This is a genomic window from Thermophilibacter sp. ZX-H3, assembly GCF_052599055.1.
On sequence record NZ_JBQXES010000007.1, the window covers coordinates 1 to 21,132 of the forward strand.

General features: G+C 63.3%; 20 protein-coding genes. 7 read left to right on the plus strand and 13 right to left on the minus strand.

Features of this window, described 5'->3' with window-relative positions:
• Positions 1 to 501: 501 nt before the first annotated feature.
• From ACULPM_RS03990 to ACULPM_RS04010, 5 genes are all read right to left on the minus strand, one after another.
• The gene (locus ACULPM_RS03990; protein WP_445331153.1) at positions 502 to 2,007 is read right to left on the minus strand and encodes an ApeA N-terminal domain 1-containing protein; all 1,506 of its coding nucleotides are present in this window, start codon (positions 2,005 to 2,007) and stop codon (positions 502 to 504) included.
• A 34-nt stretch (positions 2,008 to 2,041) separates the two neighbouring features.
• On the minus strand, positions 2,042 to 3,343 hold the full coding sequence (locus tag ACULPM_RS03995) for an ATP-binding protein (protein WP_445331154.1): 1,302 nt from the start codon (positions 3,341 to 3,343) through the stop codon (positions 2,042 to 2,044).
• Between the two features lie 291 nt (positions 3,344 to 3,634).
• A complete protein-coding gene (locus ACULPM_RS04000) occupies positions 3,635 to 4,414 on the minus strand; it encodes a trypsin-like peptidase domain-containing protein (protein WP_445331155.1) in 780 nt (259 codons plus the stop codon).
• Positions 4,404 to 4,853 carry a hypothetical protein gene (locus tag ACULPM_RS04005; protein WP_445331156.1) on the minus strand — a complete coding sequence of 150 codons (450 nt, stop codon included), beginning with the start codon at positions 4,851 to 4,853 and terminating at the stop codon, positions 4,404 to 4,406. Before ACULPM_RS04005 ends, ACULPM_RS04000 begins: the two co-directional genes overlap by 11 nt.
• Before the next feature lie 45 nt (positions 4,854 to 4,898).
• Positions 4,899 to 5,342 carry a helix-turn-helix domain-containing protein gene (locus ACULPM_RS04010; protein ID WP_445331157.1) on the minus strand — a complete coding sequence of 148 codons (444 nt, stop codon included), beginning with the start codon at positions 5,340 to 5,342 and terminating at the stop codon, positions 4,899 to 4,901.
• A gap of 152 nt (positions 5,343 to 5,494) precedes the next feature.
• Between ACULPM_RS04010 and ACULPM_RS04015 the strand changes: the two genes are divergently transcribed.
• From ACULPM_RS04015 to ACULPM_RS04035, 5 genes are all read left to right on the plus strand, one after another.
• A complete protein-coding gene (locus ACULPM_RS04015; protein ID WP_445331158.1) occupies positions 5,495 to 5,698 on the plus strand; it encodes a hypothetical protein in 204 nt (67 codons plus the stop codon).
• Complete coding sequence (locus ACULPM_RS04020) at positions 5,679 to 6,185, plus strand: Arm DNA-binding domain-containing protein (protein ID WP_445331159.1); 507 nt, start codon at positions 5,679 to 5,681, stop codon at positions 6,183 to 6,185. The genes ACULPM_RS04015 and ACULPM_RS04020 overlap by 20 nt, the downstream gene beginning before the upstream one ends.
• Complete coding sequence (locus ACULPM_RS04025; protein WP_445331160.1) at positions 6,158 to 6,754, plus strand: site-specific integrase; 597 nt, start codon at positions 6,158 to 6,160, stop codon at positions 6,752 to 6,754. The genes ACULPM_RS04020 and ACULPM_RS04025 overlap by 28 nt, the downstream gene beginning before the upstream one ends.
• Position 6,755: 1 nt before the next feature.
• Complete coding sequence (locus ACULPM_RS04030; protein WP_445331161.1) at positions 6,756 to 7,124, plus strand: plasmid mobilization protein; 369 nt, start codon at positions 6,756 to 6,758, stop codon at positions 7,122 to 7,124.
• 69 nt (positions 7,125 to 7,193) lie between these two features.
• A complete protein-coding gene (locus ACULPM_RS04035; protein ID WP_445331162.1) occupies positions 7,194 to 8,642 on the plus strand; it encodes an ATP-binding protein in 1,449 nt (482 codons plus the stop codon).
• Positions 8,643 to 9,448: 806 nt separating this feature from the next.
• Here ACULPM_RS04035 and istB read toward each other — a convergent pair.
• The 5 genes from istB to guaA all read right to left on the minus strand — a co-directional run bounded on the left by istB (position 9,449) and on the right by guaA (position 14,444).
• On the minus strand, positions 9,449 to 10,189 hold the full coding sequence (gene istB, locus ACULPM_RS04040; protein ID WP_445331163.1) for an IS21-like element helper ATPase IstB: 741 nt from the start codon (positions 10,187 to 10,189) through the stop codon (positions 9,449 to 9,451).
• Positions 10,138 to 11,316 carry a hypothetical protein gene (locus ACULPM_RS04045; RefSeq protein ID WP_445331164.1) on the minus strand — a complete coding sequence of 393 codons (1,179 nt, stop codon included), beginning with the start codon at positions 11,314 to 11,316 and terminating at the stop codon, positions 10,138 to 10,140. The genes istB and ACULPM_RS04045 overlap by 52 nt, the downstream gene beginning before the upstream one ends.
• Positions 11,317 to 11,355: 39 nt before the next feature.
• On the minus strand, positions 11,356 to 11,643 hold the full coding sequence (locus ACULPM_RS04050) for a hypothetical protein (protein ID WP_445331165.1): 288 nt from the start codon (positions 11,641 to 11,643) through the stop codon (positions 11,356 to 11,358).
• Positions 11,644 to 11,824: 181 nt separating this feature from the next.
• Complete coding sequence (locus tag ACULPM_RS04055) at positions 11,825 to 12,649, minus strand: helix-turn-helix domain-containing protein (RefSeq protein ID WP_445331166.1); 825 nt, start codon at positions 12,647 to 12,649, stop codon at positions 11,825 to 11,827.
• A gap of 205 nt (positions 12,650 to 12,854) precedes the next feature.
• Positions 12,855 to 14,444, minus strand: a complete 1,590-nt coding sequence (gene guaA, locus ACULPM_RS04060) for a glutamine-hydrolyzing GMP synthase (RefSeq protein WP_445331167.1) — start codon at positions 14,442 to 14,444, stop codon at positions 12,855 to 12,857.
• A 192-nt stretch (positions 14,445 to 14,636) separates the two neighbouring features.
• Between guaA and ACULPM_RS04065 the strand changes: the two genes are divergently transcribed.
• Entirely contained in the window at positions 14,637 to 16,181 is a 1,545-nt protein-coding gene (locus tag ACULPM_RS04065) for an LCP family protein (RefSeq protein WP_445331168.1), read from the plus strand.
• A gap of 208 nt (positions 16,182 to 16,389) precedes the next feature.
• Here the strand turns inward: ACULPM_RS04065 and ychF are convergent, their stop codons facing one another.
• The 3 genes from ychF to ACULPM_RS04080 all read right to left on the minus strand — a co-directional run bounded on the left by ychF (position 16,390) and on the right by ACULPM_RS04080 (position 19,857).
• Positions 16,390 to 17,466 carry a redox-regulated ATPase YchF gene (gene ychF / locus ACULPM_RS04070; protein ID WP_445331169.1) on the minus strand — a complete coding sequence of 359 codons (1,077 nt, stop codon included), beginning with the start codon at positions 17,464 to 17,466 and terminating at the stop codon, positions 16,390 to 16,392.
• 10 nt (positions 17,467 to 17,476) lie between these two features.
• Entirely contained in the window at positions 17,477 to 18,784 is a 1,308-nt protein-coding gene (locus ACULPM_RS04075; protein ID WP_445331170.1) for a 4Fe-4S dicluster domain-containing protein, read from the minus strand.
• A gap of 80 nt (positions 18,785 to 18,864) precedes the next feature.
• On the minus strand, positions 18,865 to 19,857 hold the full coding sequence (locus ACULPM_RS04080; protein WP_445331171.1) for a glycosyltransferase: 993 nt from the start codon (positions 19,855 to 19,857) through the stop codon (positions 18,865 to 18,867).
• Positions 19,858 to 19,949: 92 nt separating this feature from the next.
• Between ACULPM_RS04080 and ACULPM_RS04085 the strand changes: the two genes are divergently transcribed.
• Positions 19,950 to 21,068 (plus strand): glycosyltransferase family 2 protein, encoded by a 1,119-nt coding sequence (locus ACULPM_RS04085; RefSeq protein ID WP_445331172.1) that lies wholly within the window; start codon positions 19,950 to 19,952, stop codon positions 21,066 to 21,068.
• Positions 21,069 to 21,132 lie beyond the last annotated feature (64 nt).

The window sequence follows — 21,132 nt, forward strand, 5'->3', positions numbered from 1 at the left end:
CGCCGCCACGTCCCTGCCCGTCATGCTCGCCATCGCGACCTCCCTACGCCGTCGTGCCCCTCGCTGCGAGCGTACGCCGGCGACCGGACAGAAACTCAGGGGCTATGCTTCTCGTTAGGGGCCACATCTGCCATTTCAGCGCCCCGGAGCCCGGTTGTTACATGGTTTTGAATGTAATAAATAGTAAAAGTAAATCAGCTCTTGTCCACGGGGCACCCGCCAGGGCCAGCCGCGACGCACGCAAGAAGACCTATGATCGGCCGGCCTTGCCGGTTTCGTCCTCACCAGCCTCAAAAAGTAAGAAGGGGTCGCAGAACTTCCGCGACCCCTGGCAACGAAGCTAGTTTTATTAAATAATTTATTTCCACTCAGTAATCGAATCGTGCATTCCCATGGTCTCTCGTCTACATGGTGCAGCGTCACCCCACTCACCACCGAAATTATCGGGATATCGAGCACCCGGATAAACTCAATATTGAACTCAGCTATTCCATATTAGCGTCAGCTGTCAGACGCCCCAAAGCAACCTGAGCCATCACTTTCATCACATTTCGTGGTATCTGGCAAATTCTGCTTAGGGTATTGCAAACATAGCCAATCTATCACCCATGCTTTAAATCGAGAACGCTCAAGTTCGCACCTGATTTTCGTAGGGCTCATGCCAAGCAGCCGCCATAGTATGGCATAGCTAACCAATGCGATTCCCATTGTTAGCTGATATAAACGAGACGGGTCAACCGCAACAGCTGAAGACCCGTGCGAATATGTGTTACGAGCGTCCTGCTGTTCAGACACGAATTTATCTATATCAGGGACAAGCCACCCGACAGCATCTTTCTGCCTATCCATAAGTTCATTTATCAGACGCTTTGCGCCTTTTGAATTCTGTCCTATTCGAGACTGGATCCATGCCACAAATTCTTCTGGCATTCCTTCGATTCGCTTCAAGAGTTCTTTTCGATTTTGCTTCAACTCAGCTTTTGGCCAAGATTGTAGGTCAGCTCTGTATCTTGAAATTGCTTCTAAAGCCTGAGATGCGGATACGCACTGCAACTCAACTGGCATTTTCCAGTCATAGGTAAGTATTGAAATGATTAAGTCGCTGGCACGTTTGAGAAGCAGGTAGTCTTTCTTGCCTCTCTTTTCAATGCCATAATCGAACCAGTTGTAAAGATAGTTGCCGATTTCTCCTTCTAGTGCGCGATAAGGGAATGGCATCGCACGTATAGCATTTTTTGACGGAGCGGGAGAATCGATCAATGGTGCGTAGTATTGAATTGCGCTCCCTTCACCATCAAAATACAAAGCAAACCTTTGGATGGCTGCATGAAAGCCCATGCACAAGCTAAAGAACTTTGACAGTTTGACAGCGAAATCACGAGCCTCCTCGAGTGTCTTTCCGGCTGAGAAACATACTTTCAAACAGCACTGGTGACGAAAAGTCATCTCGTTTACATTCAGCCCGGGAATGATGTACTTGCCGAACAGCGTGATACTGCATTGCTCACTCTCTAGCAAGACCGTGGCCTCATCATCTTCTTTTTTATATTCGAGCGCTCTGAAGCGCACATTATCTTGATCATCAGACTCGAAAGTCATGCAATAAGCTGATTTTCCGTACCAGTCCGCCAGATTCCTTACCTCGATATCCACCCTTTTAATTACATTAGATGGGTCGAATTCACGGCATCCCTTTGCTGCCATAAGATAATCTGCACGGATGACCTGATGGACCATTCCCGGATAGTGCGTTTCACCGCTGCTGTACGCAGCGTTTCCAAGCACCAACGCATACCCGTCCTGAGAGAACCCATATAAGTGCTCCGCAGCAGAGGGCTCTTTTTCACCGTTAATGACGACGCCTGGGGAACCGAGCAGCTTTCCGCAGGGGATGTCGAGAACGACACCCTCGTCACCAAGGTTTGCCGTCCCTTGAACCGTGTTGTCCCCACGCGCTTCTTCCCAGCTCTTCCCCCATACTCCCTGGGTAAAACTTGAAGGAATCATAGTATGCCCCCATCAATTAACGTAGACTCTCGACCTATCCCCACAACCCCATGTTCGACATCGCGTACAGCGGGACGTTCCTCATCCAGTCCTGCTCGCGGTAGCCCGACAGGCTGAAACGAACGGACTTGATCTCCGGATGGGACTCCTTGAACGACCGTAGGCTCTTGGCGCGCAGGTTCTCCTCCGCCTTCACCTCGATGGCATAGACGCTGTTCGACCCCTGCGCCAGGAAGTCGATCTCACCCGAAGAATTCTCGGCCGACCAGTAGTACGGCGTGAGCCCGCAGTCGGAGACGAGCTGCTGACAGACATACTGTTCGGTGAGCGAGCCCTTGAACTCCTCGAAGATATCGCTGCCCCCGACGACCGTCTCCTTATCGAGCCCCACCATCGCACCCAGCAGGCCAACGTCCACCAGAAAGAGCTTGAACGCCGTGTCGTCGGCGTAGGGAGCCAGGGGGATGCCGGGCTTCGAGATCCTGCGGACAAGGGTCGTGATGCCGGCCTGCGTGAGCCACGTGATGCCCGCCTGGTAGTTCCGTGCCCGCGCACCCGAAGCAATGTGGCTGAACACGAACTTCTTGTTCTCCCTCCCAAGATGGGACGGGATCGACCGCCACGCGGCGAGCGCGTACTCGGTCTCGGTCCTGCTCAGGTGCTTCGAGATGTCGCGCTCGTAACCGCGCAGAATCTCAAGCTGCACCTCACGCGCATCCTCCAAGAGACCTCGCTCAAGAAAGACGCTCGCCGCCTCCGGCATCCCCCCGACGTAGTAGTACTGACGAAGGAGCGGAACGAACTTGCTTGAGAAGCCGTTGATGAGGCTCGTGCCTCCCGTGTCGATGAGGTCGCAGAGCGTCCGGTTCCCCGTTGCGACAAGAAACTCCCGAAAGCTCAAGGGATGGAGATCGAGCGTGTTCACCTTCCCAACGGGGTACCCGCTTCCCTCGTGCACGGTAATGCCCAGAAGTGAGCCGGCTGCAGCCACCGCGTACCCAGGCGCGTCCTCGCAGAAGTACTTGAGGGAGGTGAGCGCCTTCGGGCACGCCTGGATCTCGTCGAGGACGATGAGGGTGCCGCCCTCGGACACGACCTGACCCGTCTCGAACTGGATGGCCGAGACGATGCGCGGGATGTCGTAGCCCAGCTCGAATTGCTCGCGCATCCTGGGGTTGTCGTCGAGGTTCACGTACGCGACGTTCTCGAACTGCGTCCTTCCGAACTCCTTGAGCAGCCACGTCTTGCCCACCTGACGCGCGCCGTTGAGGACGAGCGGCTTGCGGCGGGGCCTGTCCTTCCAGGCAACAAGCTCATTCATGAGGAATCGTTCCATGCAAGCTCCCCCCTTAAGATAGCTACGGCCTTATTTTCGCACAGAATGGAGAAAATAAGGCCGTAATAAAGCTATTTTTGGAGAAAATCAGGCGGAATTTACTCACACTCAGTAATCGAATAATAGGCTCCTATGCACTTTCGTCTACGTGATGTACCGTTATCTCCTCATTAACCGAAATCAACTGCATTTCGCATCTACGAGTTGAACTCAAATTGAACTCAATCGATTTACTTGCCAGAGCAACTCAGTATAAAGTCGCATACAGTAGGTAGGCGCAGTCAGCACATTTTACTCCGCTCTACTCCTATCAAGCAACTCAACAATATAATCTTTCAATCCCGCTAATATCGCATCGCTTCTTATCACTTTTCCTAAATCGAGATATTCTTTTTCATTTCTGACAATCGTCTGAGATACAACCCCAACAAAGTACAAACGTGAGCCAATTACTATACCGTCACCCGTCGAGTAGCTTCCCTGGTTAAAAATAAATACGGGGCTTCCGCTTGACCCCGGAAAGACGGAAGCGTCAATCAAGAACGCCTGCTCCCCCTGATAGTCATTCCATATAGGCGTGGCCGTAATGCCCCTTCTAATCAGCGGTGTCTTATTCTTTTCGTCATATAGTCCACTGGGGTAGCCTATGAAAGTTATTTCCTCCAATGCTGCCAATTCGTTCATGTTCTTTTTTGAAGGGATAAGACCTTTGTCGACTGAGCGAAAGAACGCGGTCTTTCCGCTCTTTTCCATAAATGACAGCGCTGGAGCAATTGGCGCAACTGCAATGTCAAGCTTCTCCAAACCTTTCGAGGAGAAGAACCCAGCGTCAAAGTTCACTCTAAGGCTCTCGCTTTGAGGCATGCCGTCTTTCGCCAAATTTATTTTGAAATAACCTTTCTTTGCATTTTCAACAACATGCTTGCTCGTAATTAACAGGGGAACATTTGACCCGTCTTCTAAACCATATGAAAAGAAGAATGCCGTTCCCGTGGAAATTGATTCATCTTTCTCACAAATAATCGGAGTCGTCGAAAACAGCAGCTGAGTACTAATATCCTTAATGTTCATAATTACTCATCTCCATGGGATCCCGATCTTCTACAAGATGGTCCAAAACATAGTCAGCAAGATTCTTGCTATTGCGCGACTCACTCTTTTTTATTAGCAGACAGCCAAAGAACAACGCGACTGTCAAAGCCGGACAGATGCAATATGAAAAGATTCCTTGGCAAGAGCCGAGCTCAGTTCCAGTAAGCAAAGAGCTCACCAGATAGCCGAGGGGCATCGTGACAAATGCGAGCATGATGTCCGCCCAAGGGATTGTCTCACCTGCTTCCAGCTCTTTCCTAAGCCGAGAGCGCACTTTTCTCAACTCACTGCTTCGGATTGCGACGTATTTGTCTTCGGAGTACTCCTTGGGGATTCTGATTTCGGTGTTCTCTCTCGCATATATTGAACCGTTGTCCCCGACGGCGCTAATATCGCCAGCATTGATGAAATCGTTCATTGATTACCAGCCAAATCATTTCCAGGTTAATATCCCATCAATCAGCTAAATAGACTTAGAGTTCGTCCTATCAAACCCGCGCTTCCAGTCGAGGTACTCCTCCTCGGAGATCTCCCCGGAGTCCCGCCTCGCGCGCATCGCGGCCCACACCCTGACCGCCGCGTCGAGCTTCTGGGCGCCGGGCGCGGCGGGGTCCACGGCGACCCGAGCTCCGCCATCGTCGGCCTCGGGCCTCGCGCCGAATCCCTCCTCGAGCCGGAACAGGACCTCGATCGCGTCGCGCGCCGTCTCGACCCCGTAGTCGGCGAGCGCGGCGGGGGCGACCCCGAGCGCCCTCGCGAGGGCCTCCAGGTGCTGCGGCCGGGGCGTCCTGAGCCCGAGCTCGTAGTTGCGCACCGCGGACTCGGTCACGCCCGCCATCTCGGCGAGCTCGCGCTGCAGGAGGCCGCGCCTCGTCCTGAGCTCGCGTATCCTGCTGCCGTCCGCCATGTCTCCCCTGTCTCTCTTGTATATCTGGTGTACCTGCTTATCTCAGGATAACGCATCAGGATATGAAGGATTGTCATGTTGACCGTTCGATTTCGTGCTGCTAGTATCCGAACTGACAGCACGTTTTCGTGCTGTCGCGAGATTGGAGGGAGATGGAGAGCAGAACCATCGGCGCGGACGAGGTCGCCGCGGCCCTCGGCATGTCGCGCGCCTACGCCTACAAGCTCATCCGCCGGCTCAACGAGGAGATGGAGGAGCGGGGGTGCATCACCGTGCCCAGGCGGGTCAGCCGCGCGTACTTCGAGAAGCGCCTGTTCGGGGGCGAGGGGGATTCCGATGTCGGTGACAAGGGATAGGCGGAACGGCACCTGGTACGTCCAGGCCTGGTACAAGACCTACGACGGCAAGCGCGCCCACAAGGTGAAGCGGGGATTCAAGACCAAGCCCGAGGCGCTCGCGTGGGAGCGCGACTTCTACGCCGTGCAGGCGGGCGACGTGGACATGAAGTTCCTCGACTTCCTCGAGCTCTACAAGAAGGACATGGGGCCGCGCCTGCGCCTGAACACCTGGAAGACCAAGGAGTCCATCATCAGGAAGCGCATCCTCCCCTACCTGGGCGAGAAGCGCATGAACCAGATCGCCCCAGTCGACGTCGTGAGGTGGCAGAACGAGCTGATGGCCCTCGAGAAGCCGGGCGGGGGGGCGGGTTCTCCGCGACCTACCTCAAGACCGTCAACAACCAGCTCTGCGCGCTCTTCAACCACGCCGTGCGCTTCTACGGCCTCTCGTCGAACCCGTGCCGCAGGGCCGAGTCCATGGGCTCGAAGTCCGCAGGCGAGATGAGGTTCTGGACCAAGGACCAGTACCTCAGGTTCTCCGACGAGGTCATGGACAAGCCGCTCTCCTTCCACGCCTTCGAAACGCCCTACTGGTGCGGCGTGCGCGAGGGGGAGCTGCTCGCCCTGAAGCCGCGGAGGTTCGACTTCGAGCGGGGGACCCTCACCGTCGCGGAGTCCTACCAGCGCATCGACGGGCAGGACGTCCTCACCGACCCGAAGACCCCGAAGTCGAAGCGCGTCATCGCCATGCCGCGCTTCTACGCGGAGGAGATGGAAGCGTTGCTCTCCGGGCTCGGCCTGGACCCCGACGAGCGGATCTTCCCCGTGACCAAGTACTTCCTCAGCCACGAGATGGCGCGCGGGAGCAAGGCGGCCGGCCTCGAGCCCATCCGCATCCACGACCTCAGGCACAGCCACGTTTCGCTGCTCATCGACATGGGCTTCACCGCGCTCGCCATCGCGGACCGCATGGGCCACGAGGCCGCCGACATCACCTACCGCTACGCCCACCTGTTCCCCAGCGTCCAGGACGACATGGCCCGCGCCCTGGACGGGGCGAGAAGGGAGAACTGACATGCCCTGCCCCAACTCCGCCCGCGAGAGGAGCGTCACCATCGGGTTCCGCGTCACGCCCGAGCAGGCCAGGCGCATCGACCTCATGGCGCGCGCCTCGGGCATGACCAAGCAGGACTACCTCTACAAGCGGGCCCTCGAGGAGGAGGTCGTCGTCAGGCCCGACGTGCGCGTCTACAAGATGCTCCGGGACGAGATGGGGCGCGTGTACCGCGAGCTCAGGCGCATCCGTTCCGCCGGCGAGGTCGACGAGGGGCTCGCCTGGACGGTCGACTTCCTCGCGCGGGAGTTCTCCGCCATGCGCGGCGAGGAGGAGCCCTCGGACGTCGAGCGCGAGGACGCCCTCGTCTACGGCATGTCGCGGAGGTGAGGGGCGAACCTCATCGGTCAGCCTGCCGCAACCGTACGATAAAATATCGCCCAAGGACAGGAGGGCCCGATGCAGCACCCCATCGAACAAAACGATCCGAAACGGTTCTCCTCGGAAAAGGAGAACCAGTACTTCGACCGCAAGAGCGCCCGGAAGGACGCTAACGACATCTCCAGGCACATCAGCGCCTTTGCGAACGCATCCGGCGGCAAGCTCGTCATCGGCATCGAGGACGACGGCGAGATCACCGGCTTCAGGCGCAGGGGCGCCCACGACATCGAGGACTTCCTCCAGGCCCCCATCACGTGCTGCGACCCCGTCCCCGCCGTCAGAGCCGAGGAGGTCAACGTCACCAACTCGAGCGGGGAGAGCGATCGCATCCTCGTCCTCGACGTCCAGGCCTCAACAGATCGGGTCATCGCGAGAAAGCGCGACGGCGAGGTCTTCCTCAGGCAGAAGGACGAGAGCGTCCGGCTGGACCGCGAGCAGGTTCGCGCCCTCGAGTACGACAAGAACCAGAGGCGCTTCGAGGACGAGCTGGCAGACAGGTCCGGCATCGACGACATCGACCGCGAGGTGATGGACCGCTACCGGGAGGAGCTCGGGACCGACGCCCCCTACGAGCAGATACTCAGGAGCAGGGGGATGCTCGTCGACGGGCACCTCACCAACGCGGGGGTTCTCCTGTTCGCAAGGAACCCCACGCAGTTCATCCCGTGCGCCCGCGTGAGGGTCATGCGCTTCGACGGCAGCAGGATGGAGACCGGGCGGCGCCTGAACATCGTGAAGGACAGGACCTTCGACGGGCCCCTCCCCAAGGTGATCGAGGGTGCCAAGCAGATGATCTCCAGCCAGCTCCGGGAGTTCCAGTTCCTGGGGGACGACGGGAAGTTCAAGATCATCCCCGAGTACCCGGAGTTCGCGTGGTTCGAGGGCCTCGTCAACGCGGTCACGCACAGGAACTACGCCTACTCTGGCGACTACATCCGCGTCATGATGTACGACGACCGCCTCGAGATCCTCAGCCCCGGAAAGCTCCCCAACATCGTCACCCTCGAGAACATGCGCCACACCCGCTGGTCGCGCAACCCCATCATCGCCCGCACCCTCGTCGAGTTCGGCTGGGTGAGGGAGCTCAACGAGGGGGTGCAGAGAATCTACGACGAGATGGCCAGCTTCTTCCTCAACGACCCCGTCTTCTCGGAGCCGAACGACTCCTCGGTGCTGCTCACGCTCGAGAACAGCATAACGTCGCGCGTCCTCAGGCAGAGCGACACCGTCTCCGGCATCGTCGGCGAGGACGCGTACAGGGCCCTCACCGAGCCCGAGCTGTCAGCGGTCCAGATCGTGTATGCAAGGGGCAAGGTCACCGTCAAGCAGCTGTCCGAGCACCTCGGAAGGAGCGCCAAGTTCGCCAGGTCGACCCTGAGGGGCCTCGTCGGCAAAGGCATCCTCTCATGGCACGGCTCCGGCCCCAAGGACCCGTCCCAGCACTACTCCTTCCCCCGCTCCCGTTAAGACTGATAAGACGGTCCCGCAGGCCCGGCGAGATTCCCGTGCCTGCGGGACCGAGCGGGTAAGAGTAAGTCCGAGTAGTTCCGAGTAGGTAAGGGCGACGATTGGCCCATCTTGCGCCGCAATCTGATAAAAGCGCAGGTAAACACCTCGACAGTCATTTCGACAAGCCGTTTTACTGAGTTCGAGTAAGTCCGAGTAAGTCCGAGTAGTTCCGAGTAAGTCCGAGTAGCCCAGCAGCAACCCGGCTACCCGCTGCATGAAAACAGCAGCTCAGACGCATGACATGCCGCCACGTGAAGCGGCTAACTCGGGTAAGAGTAAGTCCGAGTGGTCAGAGCAGGGCCCGACTCCCCTTTCTCAGCCGAGTGCTGAGCCCATCGGACAAAACCAAGGCGACAACCCAATAGCGACGAGCCGAGGCCGGCGGATGCCGGCTATTCCTCGTACGCGCAGCCTGTCACGGGCCCCGCTTTCCCCGCAAGGGCCGCGATGCTTTCCCGGCTTCTTTCGGGCTCGACCGCCCCCGCTCAGAGCGGTGCCGGCAAGGCTCGCCCGAAACAACCGGTCGGCGGCGCCTCCCTGCCGGAAAACCAGCGGCTCCGCCTTCTCCCCCCCTTTGCGGCGTGCGGGATCCCGCGCGCCCTCCGCTCCCACTCCGGGCGGTCGGCAGCTAACGAGGCATAGCCGGTCACAGAAGGAGCGCAAGAACCCTCGTACGCTCTGTCTGTGTCAACGATAATTTGCCCTGATTCACAATCCGCTTGGGGCACCTTCACGGCGGGGAAATCCCCAGCTTCACGATTCCGCTACGACGACCGCATCAGCGCGTGTCGGAGCCTGTAGCTCTCGCCCTCGAAGACGACGAGCTGCCCGCGGTGCGCGACCCGGTCGATGGTCGCGGCCGCCATCTGGTCGTCGGTCAGCACCGCCCCCCACCTGGGGAAGTCCACGTTGGTCGTTATGGCCAGCGACCTCCTCTCGTAGCTCGCGTCGATCACCTGGAAGAGGAGGCGCGCGCCGTCCCGGTCGACCGGGACGTAGCCGAACTCGTCGAGCAGGATCAGGTCGGTCCTCTCCAGGGACCTCATGAGCCTCCTCGCCGTGCCGTCCCTCTTCGCCTCCGAGAGGAGCGTCACCAGCTCCGTCGTCGTGAAGTAGCGCACCCTCATCCCCATGGAGCACGCGACCGTCCCCATCGCGACGAGCATGTGCGTCTTCCCGGTCCCGACCGGGCCGAACAGGACGAGGTTCTGGGCCTTCCTCACGAACGCGCACGTCGTCACGTCCTCCCGGGACAGCCTGGGCGGCAGCCTCACCGCCGACCAGTCGTACCCCTCGAAGGTCTTCGGGACCGGGAAGTTCGCGCGCTCGGGCAGGCGCCTCCTCCTGTTCGAGTCGCGGAAGGCGAGCTCGGCCCCCGGCATCCCGGAGATCGCCCCCTTCTCGGCGTCCGAGTAGTCCCCCGCGACGTCGCCCATGGTGTGGTTGGAGAGCATCACGGCCCTCCCGCAGGCCCTGAGCCTGGCGTCCGATGCGGAGTCCGCCATGCCACGCCGCCCCCTTCCCGAGGAACGCGCGGTCGCACTCGGAGAGGTCCGGCCCCGGGTCGGGCCCGGAGACGCCGGAGAGCAGCCTCAGGGAGAGGACGCGGAGGTCGCTGCGGCCGAGGTCGCCGCCACGCCTCACGAGCCCGGGCATCGACTCGCCCGCGGCCTCGATCCCCTCCTCCCCGGCGACCTCCGAGGGCATCGTCGCGCTCCTCGACAGCGACGCCCTGTCGAGCCCGTCCAGGTACTCGACCACCCCGGCGGGCAGCGCCGCGCGCGCGGGACTCGCGCCAGGCCCCGGGCCGCCGGCCAAGGAGCCTGAGCTCCGCCACGGGGCCGGCGTCGACCGTGACGCCCCCGCCGAACCTCCTGCGGCACCTGGCGACGAGCTCGCCCGTCCCCTGGCCGGCGATCGTCACCTCGCGGGCGCCGAGACCGACCGCGACGTCGGCGCCCGCGAGCTCGGGCCCGGCGCCGTAGGAGTGGGTGCCCACGGCGGCCTCGCCCCGCTCGTCGCACGGCCTCACGAGCCAGGTCACGCAGGAGAACGGCCTGGAGGGCAGGGGGCGGAGGGCGGCGCGGTCCGACTCGAAGAGCTCGCCCCACGTGCCGCCCCTCCTCCAGTGCCCCCTCTCGCCGAAGCCGTCCGCCACCCCGAGGAGGGACTCGTCGTGCTCCCGCGGGTCGCCGACGCGGGGGACGGGGACGAATGCGTCGGGGCGCACGAAGGCGACCTTTCGCTCGACGTGACCCCTCTCGTGCCCCGCGTCGGGGTCGCGGAACCTCGCCTCGAAGCCGTAGCGGGGCCTGAGCCTGCGGAAGAGCTCGGCCTCCCTCACCTCGTCGAGGACCCGGCGCCCCGCCCCGGTCGCGTTGTCGAACACGACGACGGGAGGGACTCCCCCTATGTGGCGAAAGACGTCGGCGAGGCCCTGACACACGCACTCCGACGCGCGCCCTCGGAACACCTGGAACCACGACATGCCGGGGTGCGGGAGCGAGACCACGAGGAACGGCATCCGCTCCCTGCCGTCCGCGGTGTCGAAGTCGGCCTCGCCGAAGTCGGCCTGCGCGGTTCCGGGGGACCACTCGAGGTCGAGGAAGCCCTCGGGGGCTCGGCCCCTCATCTCGAGCTTCCTGTCGTGGACGTACTTCTGGACCAGGGTCTACCCGCCGTCGTAGCCGGCGCGGCGGAGCTCGGCGAGGATCTTCCTCGCGGTGTGGCGCTGCTTCCTCCAGACGTGCCTGTCGGCCTCCAGCATGGAGTCGGTCGTCGGCATGTACGGATCCAGCTTCGACGGCCCCGGGACGACGCCGGCGGGAGGCTCGGGCGAGAAGTCGACCTCGTCGAGGAACTTTCTGACCGTCTTCCTGTCGTGCCCCGTCCTACGGGCTATCTCGGATATGCAGTACCCCTCCGACCACAGCCTCCGCATGTCATCGATTTGCGGCATGCCCGGCATCCTCTCCACGACCCTTCTCCTCATCGCTGGCTTGGACCCCAACGACTCGAGGGTAGGTCGTCTCTAGGTTGTTCGGCATGCCGTCACTAACAAACTGGGGAATTCCCCGCCGTGATTCCGGGGCAGAGCCCCTGTGAATCCGGCCATTTATAGGCTATCTCAGACAGTACGCTCACTCCACCCATTGCCTGTCTAGATAAAACTGCGGCTCAAACCACCTGTCAAAGTGATACGACTCTCCCCTTTCAACCCACCGCCCATCATCTAAGAACATGCCGAAGTCGTCATCGTCGCAGAGGTCCTCCGGCCAGTCTTTCCAGCCCTCAGCCTCCTGCCATCGAGCATCGCTTGAAGCGCCGTCTTCCAGCTCGGGATTCCACCCCTCAACCTCATCGAATGAAAGGTCTCTGATAAGCCTCACGAGAAGCTCCTCGGCGGGGCTGTGCGCATGCATCTCCCGTCCACATCGCGCACGAGCGCGATACTGCAACAAAACCGATCTCAGTCGATAGGTAAACTCATAGGTATATCGCGGCAGAAACTGTTGCGGAAGATAATCTACCAACCAGCTGCAATTGAGTTCGCCGAGATGGGTTCCGACGGGTAGCCTTGCAAGCTCGCTCAAATCCTCATCTAAATAGTCGGACAGTATGTCGCTCCCCACGGCAAATGAGACGGCTGCCTTGCGTCCAAACGTCTCAACAAGCCGAGAAGACCAAGCCTGGTGCGATTCATCAATCGAATCGAGCCAGGCATATTCCTCGCCAACCCCCTTCGCCTCGTCATCTTGCGCGGGCAATGTCGGCCAGGAAAGCGCTTTGCAGACGCCCTTGATTTTGTCGCTACGAATTGAGCTTCCGGATTCATACCTAAACCACGTTTTTGCTCCCACTCCCGCACGCCGCGCAGCCTCTTCCGCACTCAGGCCGAGCTCACACCGCCTCCGCTTGATAGAATCCGCAAGCTGCGCGCTGCCCTCTTTTGTTCTTGGAGGCATGCCAATCTCCTTTCTATGTCAGTATCATGTACCTATCTGTCATTATAGGTAAGGAGCATTTCATTTCAAGAGCGTAAACCGCTGTGTGCAGAGGAGAAAACGCGGTTATCGGCAACGCCGACAACCCGTAATCGGGCCAAACAGAAACGGGACCGCGGCAACACCGCGGCCCCGTTCTCAGCCAAAAGCCAATTAATTCAATTTATTATTCCCACTCGATCGTGGCGGGCGGCTTGGGCGTGACGTCATACACCACACGGTTCACGCCCGGAACCTCCGCCACGATCCGCGAGGAGATGCGGCCCAGCACGTCATACGGCAGCTTCGCCCAGTCCGCGGTCATCGCGTCGGAGCTCTCAACCGCGCGCACGATCACCGGGCGCGCATACGTACGCTCGTCGCCCATCACGCCCACCGAGCGGATGTCGGGCAGCACGGCAAAGTACTGCCAGCACGAATGCTCGGAGTTGCGCTCGCCCGTCTCCTCGAAGAGGCGCTCGTTGTAGGCGTCCAGCTCCTCGCGCACGATGGCGTCGGCGTTCTTGAGAATCTCCAGCTTCTCGGGGGTCACCTCGCCGATGATGCGGATGGCCAGGCCCGGGCCCGGGAACGGCTGACGGTACACCATGCGGTCCGGCAGCCCCAGCGCCACGCCCAGCTCGCGCACCTCGTCCTTGAAGAAGTGGTCGAGCGGCTCGATGAGGTCAAAGTGCACGCCCTCGGGGAACGGGATCAGGTTGTGGTGGCTCTTGATCGTGGAGGCCTTGCCGCCGGTCTTTCGCGCGCCGGACTCGATGATGTCCGGGTAGATGGTGCCCTGCGCGAGCATCTCCACCCCGCCGATGCGCTGGGCCTCGTCGAAGAAGACCTTCCAGAACTCGGAGCCAATGCGGCGGCGCTTCTCCTCCGGCTCGGTCACGCCGGCAAGCAGCCGCTCGTAGCGACGCTCGGCGTGCACGTGCACGAGCGGCACCTGGAACTGGTCGCGGAAGACCTCCTCGACCATCTCCGGCTCGCCCTTGCGCAGCATCCCGTGGTTCACGAAGACGCAGGTCAGCTGGTCGCCAATCGCGCGGTGCACGAGCGCGGCCACCACGGAGGAGTCAACGCCGCCGGAAAGGCCCAGGATGACCTTGCGGTCGCCCACCTGCGCGCGGATCTCAGCGACCTTCTCGTCAATGATGTTGTCCATGGTCCACGTGGCCTCAAGCCCGCAGATGCCAAAGAGAAAGTTCTCCAGCAGCGCGCGGCCGTGCTCGGTGTGGCGCACCTCCGGGTGGAACTGCGTGGAGTAGAGCTTGCGAGAAGCGCACTCCATGGAGGCCACCGGGCACACGTCCGTGGACGACGTGACGACAAACCCCTCGGGCACGCGGCTCACGGCGTCGCGGTGGCTCATCCACACGGTCTGCTCGTCGGGCGTGCCGGCAAACAGCTCGGACTCGCCGCTGCGCGCGATCGTGGCCGGCCCGTACTCGCCCACCTCGGAGTGCGCGACCTCGCCGCCCAGCGTCACGGCCATGATCTGGTGACCGTAGCAAAATCCCAGCACGGGCAGGCCAAGCGAGAAGATCGCCGGGTCCACGCTCGGCGCGTCCTCGGCGTACACGCTCGCCGGGCCGCCCGAGAGGATGAGCGCGGAGGGCTTCATGGCCGCAAGCTCGTCTGCGGGGATGTCACAGGGCACGATCTCCGAGTACACGTGCAGGTCGCGCACGCGACGCGCAATCAGCTGCCCGTACTGGGCGCCAAAGTCCAGAACCGCCACAAACTGCTTGGGGGTAGCCTCGCTCATACATCCTCCGGTCTTCTCGCCACGCGCCTTCTCGGCGCGATGTGCACAAATCCTATCCATTATTGCATTTTCGTAAGAATCCGCACGTTTTTATGGGCCTTCATGCGCCTTACACTTGGCTCCCGTATCATCCTTAGATTGTATCTAAGCCGCTCGCGGGGCCGTGTGCCCCCAACGACAGAAGGGTCCCTCGTGCCCGACAGGAAAAAGCACAAGCGCATGACCCGCGCGGAGCAGGCGCGTCTCTCGGACAACCTCTACGGTGGCGCGTCGCAGTTCGAGCCCGTCGTGCAGACCCGCGGCACAAGCCGCCGCTCCACCCCCGCCGGCAGCGCGGCGAGAAGCGCGCCGTCGCGCGCCGACGGCGTCGACGCCTACAAGCGCCGCCAGCGCCGCAAGGGCCGCGGCAGGGTCCTCAAGGTCTTCCTCATCACCGTCCTCGTCCTTCTCGCCGGGGCGGGCACCGCGCTCGGGCTCTACCTCGCGGACATCAACAGCCGCTTCAACGAGGGGGTCTCCTCGGAGCTCCGCCAGCAGCTCGTGGCCGTGGAGCCCCAGGAGCCCTTCTACATGCTGCTCCTCGGCGTCGACAAGAGCGAGGGCCGCTCCGAGGAGTGGGGCGAGGACGCCTCCAACTTCCGCGCCGACACCATCATCCTCGCGCGCGTGGACCCGCCCGCGCAGAAGGTAACGCTCGTCTCCATCCCGCGCGACACGATGGTCGACATGGGCTCCAACGGCGAGCAGAAGATCAACGCCGCCTACTCCTTCGGCGGCGCCGCGTACATGGTCGACGTGGTGTCGGACTTCGCGGGCGTCGACATCTCCCACTACGCGGAGATTGACTTCGAGCAGCTCATCTCCATCGTCGACACCATCGGCGGCATCGAGGTCACGCTCCCCATCGCCATCCACGACGACTTCGCCGTCATCGACCTGCCCGCCGGCACACAGACCATCAACGGCGAGCAGGCGCTCGGCCTCTGCCGCGCCCGCCACGCGTACGACGACTATGGCGGCGGCGACTTCTACCGCGCCGCCAACCAGCGCATGGTCATCGGCGCCATCGTGAAGAAGGTCCTGCAGCTCGGCGACCTCACCACCATGGCGGCCACGGTCTCGGAGCTCGCCAACAGCGTGACCACCGACTTCAGCGTGACCGACATCGTGGGCCTCGTGGGCCAGTTCCGCAGCTTCGACACGGACAACAACATGTACTCCGGCCAGGTCCCCACCATCTCCGAGTACATCAACAACCTCTGGTACGAGATCGTGGACGAGGACGCCTGGGACGAGATGATGGAGCGCGTCAAGGCGGGCGAGTCGCCCTACTCCGACGCCAGCCAGGACTTCACCGCCGGCGTCGCGGGCTCCATCGGCAGCGGCACCAACATCTCGGACGGCGATGGCACGAGCCCGAGCTCCGATGCCGACGACGCCCCCTCCGTCGAGCCCACCTACTCCGGCGACGTCATCGTCCTCAACGGCACCGGCATCGCCGGGCTCGCGGGCAACGCCGCGACGGACCTCGCCGTGGCGGGCTTCGACGCAGTCTCCGGCAACGCCTCCGAGGGAGGCGTCACCACCACCGCGATCTACTACAACGGCAGCTCCGAGAGCGCCGCGGTAGGCGTGGCCGAGACGCTCGGGGTGAGCTCCTCGCAGGTCCACAAGAACGACGGGACCCACTCCACGGAGTATGACGTGGTCGTCATCCTGGGGTCCGACCTCGGGTAGCGCAGGCGAGAAGAACCTGCCGAGAAGAACGGCGACTCGCGCCCCGCACGCCAAACGACGTGCGGGGCGCCCTCGTTTTTCCCAGCCGGTAAGACCGCACCAACGACGAGGCCCCGAAGGCCCCCTCCCAAAGGTTCCTGAGCGCATAAGCGCGAAGCACCTTTGGGAGGGGGCCCTCGGGGCCTACCCTCGACGTTGCATGCGGCCGCTACACGTTGAAGCGGAAGTGCATCACGTCGCCGTCCTGGACGACGTAGTCCTTGCCCTCGATGCGGAGCTTGCCGGCGTTCTTGCAGCCGGCCTCACCTCCGAGCGCGACGTAGTCCTCGTAGCTGGCGACCTCGGCCTTGATGAAGCCGCGCTCGAAGTCCGAGTGGATGACGCCGGCGGCCTCGGGGGCCTTGGCGCCCACGCGCACGGTCCAGGCCTTGACCTCCATCTCGCCTGCGGTGAAGTAGCTCTGCAGGCCCAGCAGGCGGTACGCCGCCTGGGCGAGCGTCTCGAGGCCGCTCTTCTCCAGGCCCAGGTCCGCCAGATACTCCGCGGCCTCATCGGGCTCGAGCTCGGAGAGCTCGGCCTCGACCTTGGCGCAGATGGGGATCGGCGTCACGCCGTCGATGGGGGCGAGCTCCTCGCCGAACTGGTCCTCGTCCACGTTGGCCACGTAGAGGATTGGCTTCATCGTAAGAAGGAAGAGGCCCTTGGTCTCGGCGCGCTCCTCGTCGGTCATCTCCATCGTGGCGGCGCGGTTGCCCTCGTTCAGCCAGGCGAGCAGGCGGGCCGCGACGCTGGCCTTCAGCGCGAGCTCCTTGTCGCGCTTGGCCTCCTTCTCAAGGCGCGGGAGCTGCTTCTCCAGGCTCTGGATGTCCGCGAGGATGAGCTCGGTCATGATGGTGTCCGCGTCGCCCGCAGGGTCGACGAAGTCGCCCACGCGACCCACCTCGCGCATGACGTTGGGGTCGGAGAAGTAGCGCACGACCTCGCAGATGGCGTCGGTCTCGCGGATGTTGGCAAGGAACTGGTTGCCCAGGCCCTCGCCCTCGTTGGCGCCCTTCACGAGTCCGGCGATGTCGACGAACTCGACCGTGGCCGGCACGATGCGCCCGGGGTGCACGATGTCCGCCAGCTTGCCCAGGCGCTCGTCGGGCACGTCCACGATGCCCACGTTGGGGTCGATCGTGGCGAAGGGGTAGTTGGCCGCGAGGCCACCCTTCTTGGTGAGCGCGGTGAACAGCGTCGACTTGCCCACGTTGGGCAGGCCCACGATACCGATGGAAAGCGACACGTTCTTCTCCTTACTTCTTGCTCTTCTCGGCGGCGGGGCTGGAGGGGGCATCGGAGTCGTCGAGCTTCTCCAGCGCGTCCGCCACGCGGTTGAGCTGCTTCTTGCCCTCGTCCAGATACTTTGTCGCCTGCTCCTTGGCCTGGGCCTTCTTGCGCGCGACCTCCTCGGCCACCTTGTCCGGCACCACGAGCTCGTGCACGTCCATCGGCTCCATGGAGAGCGCGCCGTCCTCGCAGACGGTCACGCACGCCCCGCAGCTCACGCAGTAGGGGCTGCGCACCGTGATGTGGCCCTTCTTGTCGAGGTCGATCGCGCGGGCGGTGCATGCCTTGGCGCAGTCTCCGCACATGGTGCAGAGCGACGAGTCGCACACCGGGACCTCGAGCCTCACCAGGTCGGCGAGGCCCTCGTCATGCTGGAGCGCGCCCATCATGAGCTTGCGGCTCTGGGTGAGGACACGCTGGCGGTTGGTGGACGTCTTGGCGCCCACGGCGGCCTCGAGCTCGCGCTGCAGGCGGTCGAGCCGCTTGGTGTGGTCGGAGATCTTCTGGGCCACCGCCTTGGCGCCGGCAAGCGCCGGGTTCGTCCGCGTGACGAGGCGCTCGGCGGAGTGGATGGCCCCGCTCACGAACTGGCTCCGCTTGTAGGCGCGCGTGAGCTCGTGCGTGAGCGCCGCATCCTCGACCTCCAGGCCGAGCGCGGCGTCCGCCCACTCCTCGGCGGTGCCGATGGCGTCGGTGTAGACCTCCTCGCCCGTGGTGGTGCGGCACCGGTCGCAGATGCCCACCGGCAGGTAGACGTTGATGTTGTCGTAGTCGGCGAGCAGGGAGAACCACAGCTCGCGCGGGATGGAGCCCACGCACGCGAGCACGATCTCGTTCTCCTTGGGAACGCGCTTGAGCGCGCGCGTGCACGTGACGTAGCACTGCTCGTAGGCCGAGGCCGCGCGAGCGATCTTGTCGTAGATCTGGCGCGGGGCGTGGCGGCGCGTGGAGAACGTCTCCGTGGGGCACACCGCGGCGCACAGGCCGCACTTGCGGCAGTCGTCGCCGATGAGGACGGACTGGTTGTGAATCGTGATCGCGTGGACCGGGCACGCCTCCAGGCAGCGGGAGCACACGTCCTCGCGCCCCGACGCCACCCTGAGGCATCGGTTGGAGTTGGCGAAGGGCTTCTCCTTGTAGTCGGCAGGGTTGAAGACCTTGCGCTCGGTCTCGCCCGTGATCGAGCTCACCATCGAGCTGGGCAGGTCGGACAGGGCGCGCCAGTCGCTCTGCAGGTCAATGAGCTCGTCCAGGAAGTCGCGCTTCTCGGCCACGTGAGTCCTCTCCACTTGGGTCAGCCGCATAGGGGCAACACATGATTGTACGCCATGCCGACCCCGCGGCCGCCCACTCCCTACCGAAGCGGCGGCATCGGCTCCCAGGTGGGGTCGTGGAGGATCCGCCGCGCCTCGCGGTGGCCCGCGACGAGCCGGCTCATCCCCGAGACCAGGTGCGAGCGGTCGACGATCAGGATGCGACAGAGCTCCTTCGCGAAGGTGAGCAGCGTCCCCAGGGCAAAGCCGGGCGCGCTGTAGTCCCCGTGGAGCATGAAGTAGCGCGCCAGGTACCCGCGGTTGCGTGTGATGTAGTAGCGCGTCATGTCAGAGGTGGAGTTGAGCTGGCGCACGGACCCCACGGCCTGGTTGGCCACCTCGCGCCGACGCGAGAGCACGTAGTCCGGCACGTAGTAGACGGGCGTCACCTTGCTGGCCAGGTAGCCGTAGAGCGCGTCGTCGAGGTAGATGAAGAAGCGGGCATCGGGAAGGCCGATCTGGTCGACCACCCCGCGCGAGAAGAACCCGCCCTCGAAGCAGAGGGCGTTGCACAGCTTGTAGCGCTCCCCCGGGCGCCAGCCGTCGCGCGAGAGCGGGTTGTAGATCGCCAGCCGGGGCCAGAAGCGGTGCTGCCAGAAGAAGTGCCCGTCGTCGAAGTCCCGGCGCAGGCCCATGACGGCCTGGGCCTCCTCGCTCCAGCGAGCGAGCGTCTCAAGGCCGTCCGGCTCAACCGCGACGTCGTCGTCCATGACCCAGAACCACTCGGCGCCGAGCTCGTGGGCGCGGCGCACGCCCTCGGAGAAGCCGCCGGAGCCGCCGGTGTTCTCCTCCATGGGATCGTAGACCACGCGCCCCGCGCCGCCCTCGGCGTCGAGGTCGTCGGTCGTGTCGCCCCAGAGCGCGCGGGCGCGGCCGGAGAACTCGCCCACGATCCGGGCCGTCTCGGGGGAGTTCTCGTTGTCCACCACCACCACGCGCCACGGCGTCACGGTGAGCCCCAGGATGGACTCGAGGAGCCCCGCGAGGAGCCCCTGGCGCTTGAAGGTCACGATGACGATTGCGGGACGCCTCATCCCCCACCTCTCACTCCGTCGCGGGCGGTCGCCCGGCAGGCTTAGTCCGTATAGTATAGGGTACGTCTACTCGGCGGATGACAGGGAGGCACATGAGCGATTTCCAGACGCGCGGCGGGGGCAGCCTCGTCTCGGTGGTCATCCCCATCTACAACGTGGAGGGAACGCTCGACGAGTGCCTCTCGAGCGTCGAGGCGCAGACGCATCGCGAGCTTGAGATCATCTGCGTGAACGACGGCCCCACGGACAGCTCTGCGGCCATCGTGCACGAGCACGCCGCGCGCGACTCCCGCATCGTGGTCGTGGACAAGCGCAACGAGGGCTACGGCGCCTCCTGCAACCGCGGCATCGCCATCGCCCGCGGGACCTGGGTCGCCATCGTGGAGCCCGACGACGCCCTCGAGCCCACGTGGTTCTCGGACCTCCTCGCCTGCGCCGAGGCGTACGGCGGGGCCGGCGGCGTCGACGTGGTGAAGGCGCCGTACTGGCGGGAGCTCCCCGCGCGCGACGGCGGCGAGCCCACGCGCGTGACCTGCCCCTACGCGGGTCGGGTGCGGCCCAGGACGCAGCCCTTCCCCGTGGGGGACGGCATCGAGCTCCTGCTCCACCATCCCGCCATCTGGGCCGCCCTCTACCGGCGCGGTTATCTCGTCGAGCGGGGCATCCGCTTTCTCGAGGTCCCCGGCGCGGGCTGGGCGGACAATCCCTTCCTCGTTGAGACCCTCTGCCGCACGGACCGCCTCGTCTACACGGACCGTCCGGGCTATCGCTACCGGGAGCGCGACCTCAACGAGGCGGAGGCCTTCGCCGCGCGCTCCCCGCTCGTCCCGCTCACGCGCTGGAACGACATGATGGACGCGGCGGCGCTCGCCAACGTCAGCGACCCGCGCGTCCTCGACGCGCTCGCCGTCCGCGGCGTCAACTACGCGCTCATCACCGTCGGCGCGGTCGGCGAGGGGGACGAGGAAGTCAACGCCCTTCTCGCCAGCTCGATGGCGCGGCTCGACGACGGCCTGGTCTTTCGCAGCCCCCGCATCAGCCCCGCCGGCAAGCGCCTCTTCGCGCGCGTGCGCGGTCTTGAGGCACCCCGCGCCGCGAACGTCCCCTACTATGCCCACCTCGCCGGCGAGGCAGCCTACCGCCTGCGCGCAAACGGGCCCGCGTTCGTGCTCGAGACGCTGCGCCGGCGGCGCGAGGGCGGCCGCGTGTAGCCACGTCGGGCAGGCTGGCTCGGCCCCGGTCGCACAACCCGACAAATTGGGGCGATTTCGCGCG

Coding starts and splice junctions, on each gene's coding strand:
- ACULPM_RS03990 (WP_445331153.1), bottom strand. CDS start 2,007: ATGATTCCTTCAAGTTTTACCCAGGGAGTATGGGGGAAGAGCTGGGAA.
- ACULPM_RS03995 (WP_445331154.1), bottom strand. CDS start 3,343: ATGGAACGATTCCTCATGAATGAGCTTGTTGCCTGGAAGGACAGGCCC.
- ACULPM_RS04000 (WP_445331155.1), bottom strand. CDS start 4,414: ATGAACATTAAGGATATTAGTACTCAGCTGCTGTTTTCGACGACTCCG.
- ACULPM_RS04005 (WP_445331156.1), bottom strand. CDS start 4,853: ATGAACGATTTCATCAATGCTGGCGATATTAGCGCCGTCGGGGACAAC.
- ACULPM_RS04010 (WP_445331157.1), bottom strand. CDS start 5,342: ATGGCGGACGGCAGCAGGATACGCGAGCTCAGGACGAGGCGCGGCCTC.
- ACULPM_RS04015 (WP_445331158.1), top strand. CDS start 5,495: ATGGAGAGCAGAACCATCGGCGCGGACGAGGTCGCCGCGGCCCTCGGC.
- ACULPM_RS04020 (WP_445331159.1), top strand. CDS start 5,679: ATGTCGGTGACAAGGGATAGGCGGAACGGCACCTGGTACGTCCAGGCC.
- ACULPM_RS04025 (WP_445331160.1), top strand. CDS start 6,158: ATGGGCTCGAAGTCCGCAGGCGAGATGAGGTTCTGGACCAAGGACCAG.
- ACULPM_RS04030 (WP_445331161.1), top strand. CDS start 6,756: ATGCCCTGCCCCAACTCCGCCCGCGAGAGGAGCGTCACCATCGGGTTC.
- ACULPM_RS04035 (WP_445331162.1), top strand. CDS start 7,194: ATGCAGCACCCCATCGAACAAAACGATCCGAAACGGTTCTCCTCGGAA.
- istB (WP_445331163.1), bottom strand. CDS start 10,189: ATGGCGGACTCCGCATCGGACGCCAGGCTCAGGGCCTGCGGGAGGGCC.
- ACULPM_RS04045 (WP_445331164.1), bottom strand. CDS start 11,316: ATGAGGGGCCGAGCCCCCGAGGGCTTCCTCGACCTCGAGTGGTCCCCC.
- ACULPM_RS04050 (WP_445331165.1), bottom strand. CDS start 11,643: ATGCCGCAAATCGATGACATGCGGAGGCTGTGGTCGGAGGGGTACTGC.
- ACULPM_RS04055 (WP_445331166.1), bottom strand. CDS start 12,649: ATGCCTCCAAGAACAAAAGAGGGCAGCGCGCAGCTTGCGGATTCTATC.
- guaA (WP_445331167.1), bottom strand. CDS start 14,444: ATGAGCGAGGCTACCCCCAAGCAGTTTGTGGCGGTTCTGGACTTTGGC.
- ACULPM_RS04080 (WP_445331171.1), bottom strand. CDS start 19,857: ATGAGGCGTCCCGCAATCGTCATCGTGACCTTCAAGCGCCAGGGGCTC.
- ACULPM_RS04085 (WP_445331172.1), top strand. CDS start 19,950: ATGAGCGATTTCCAGACGCGCGGCGGGGGCAGCCTCGTCTCGGTGGTC.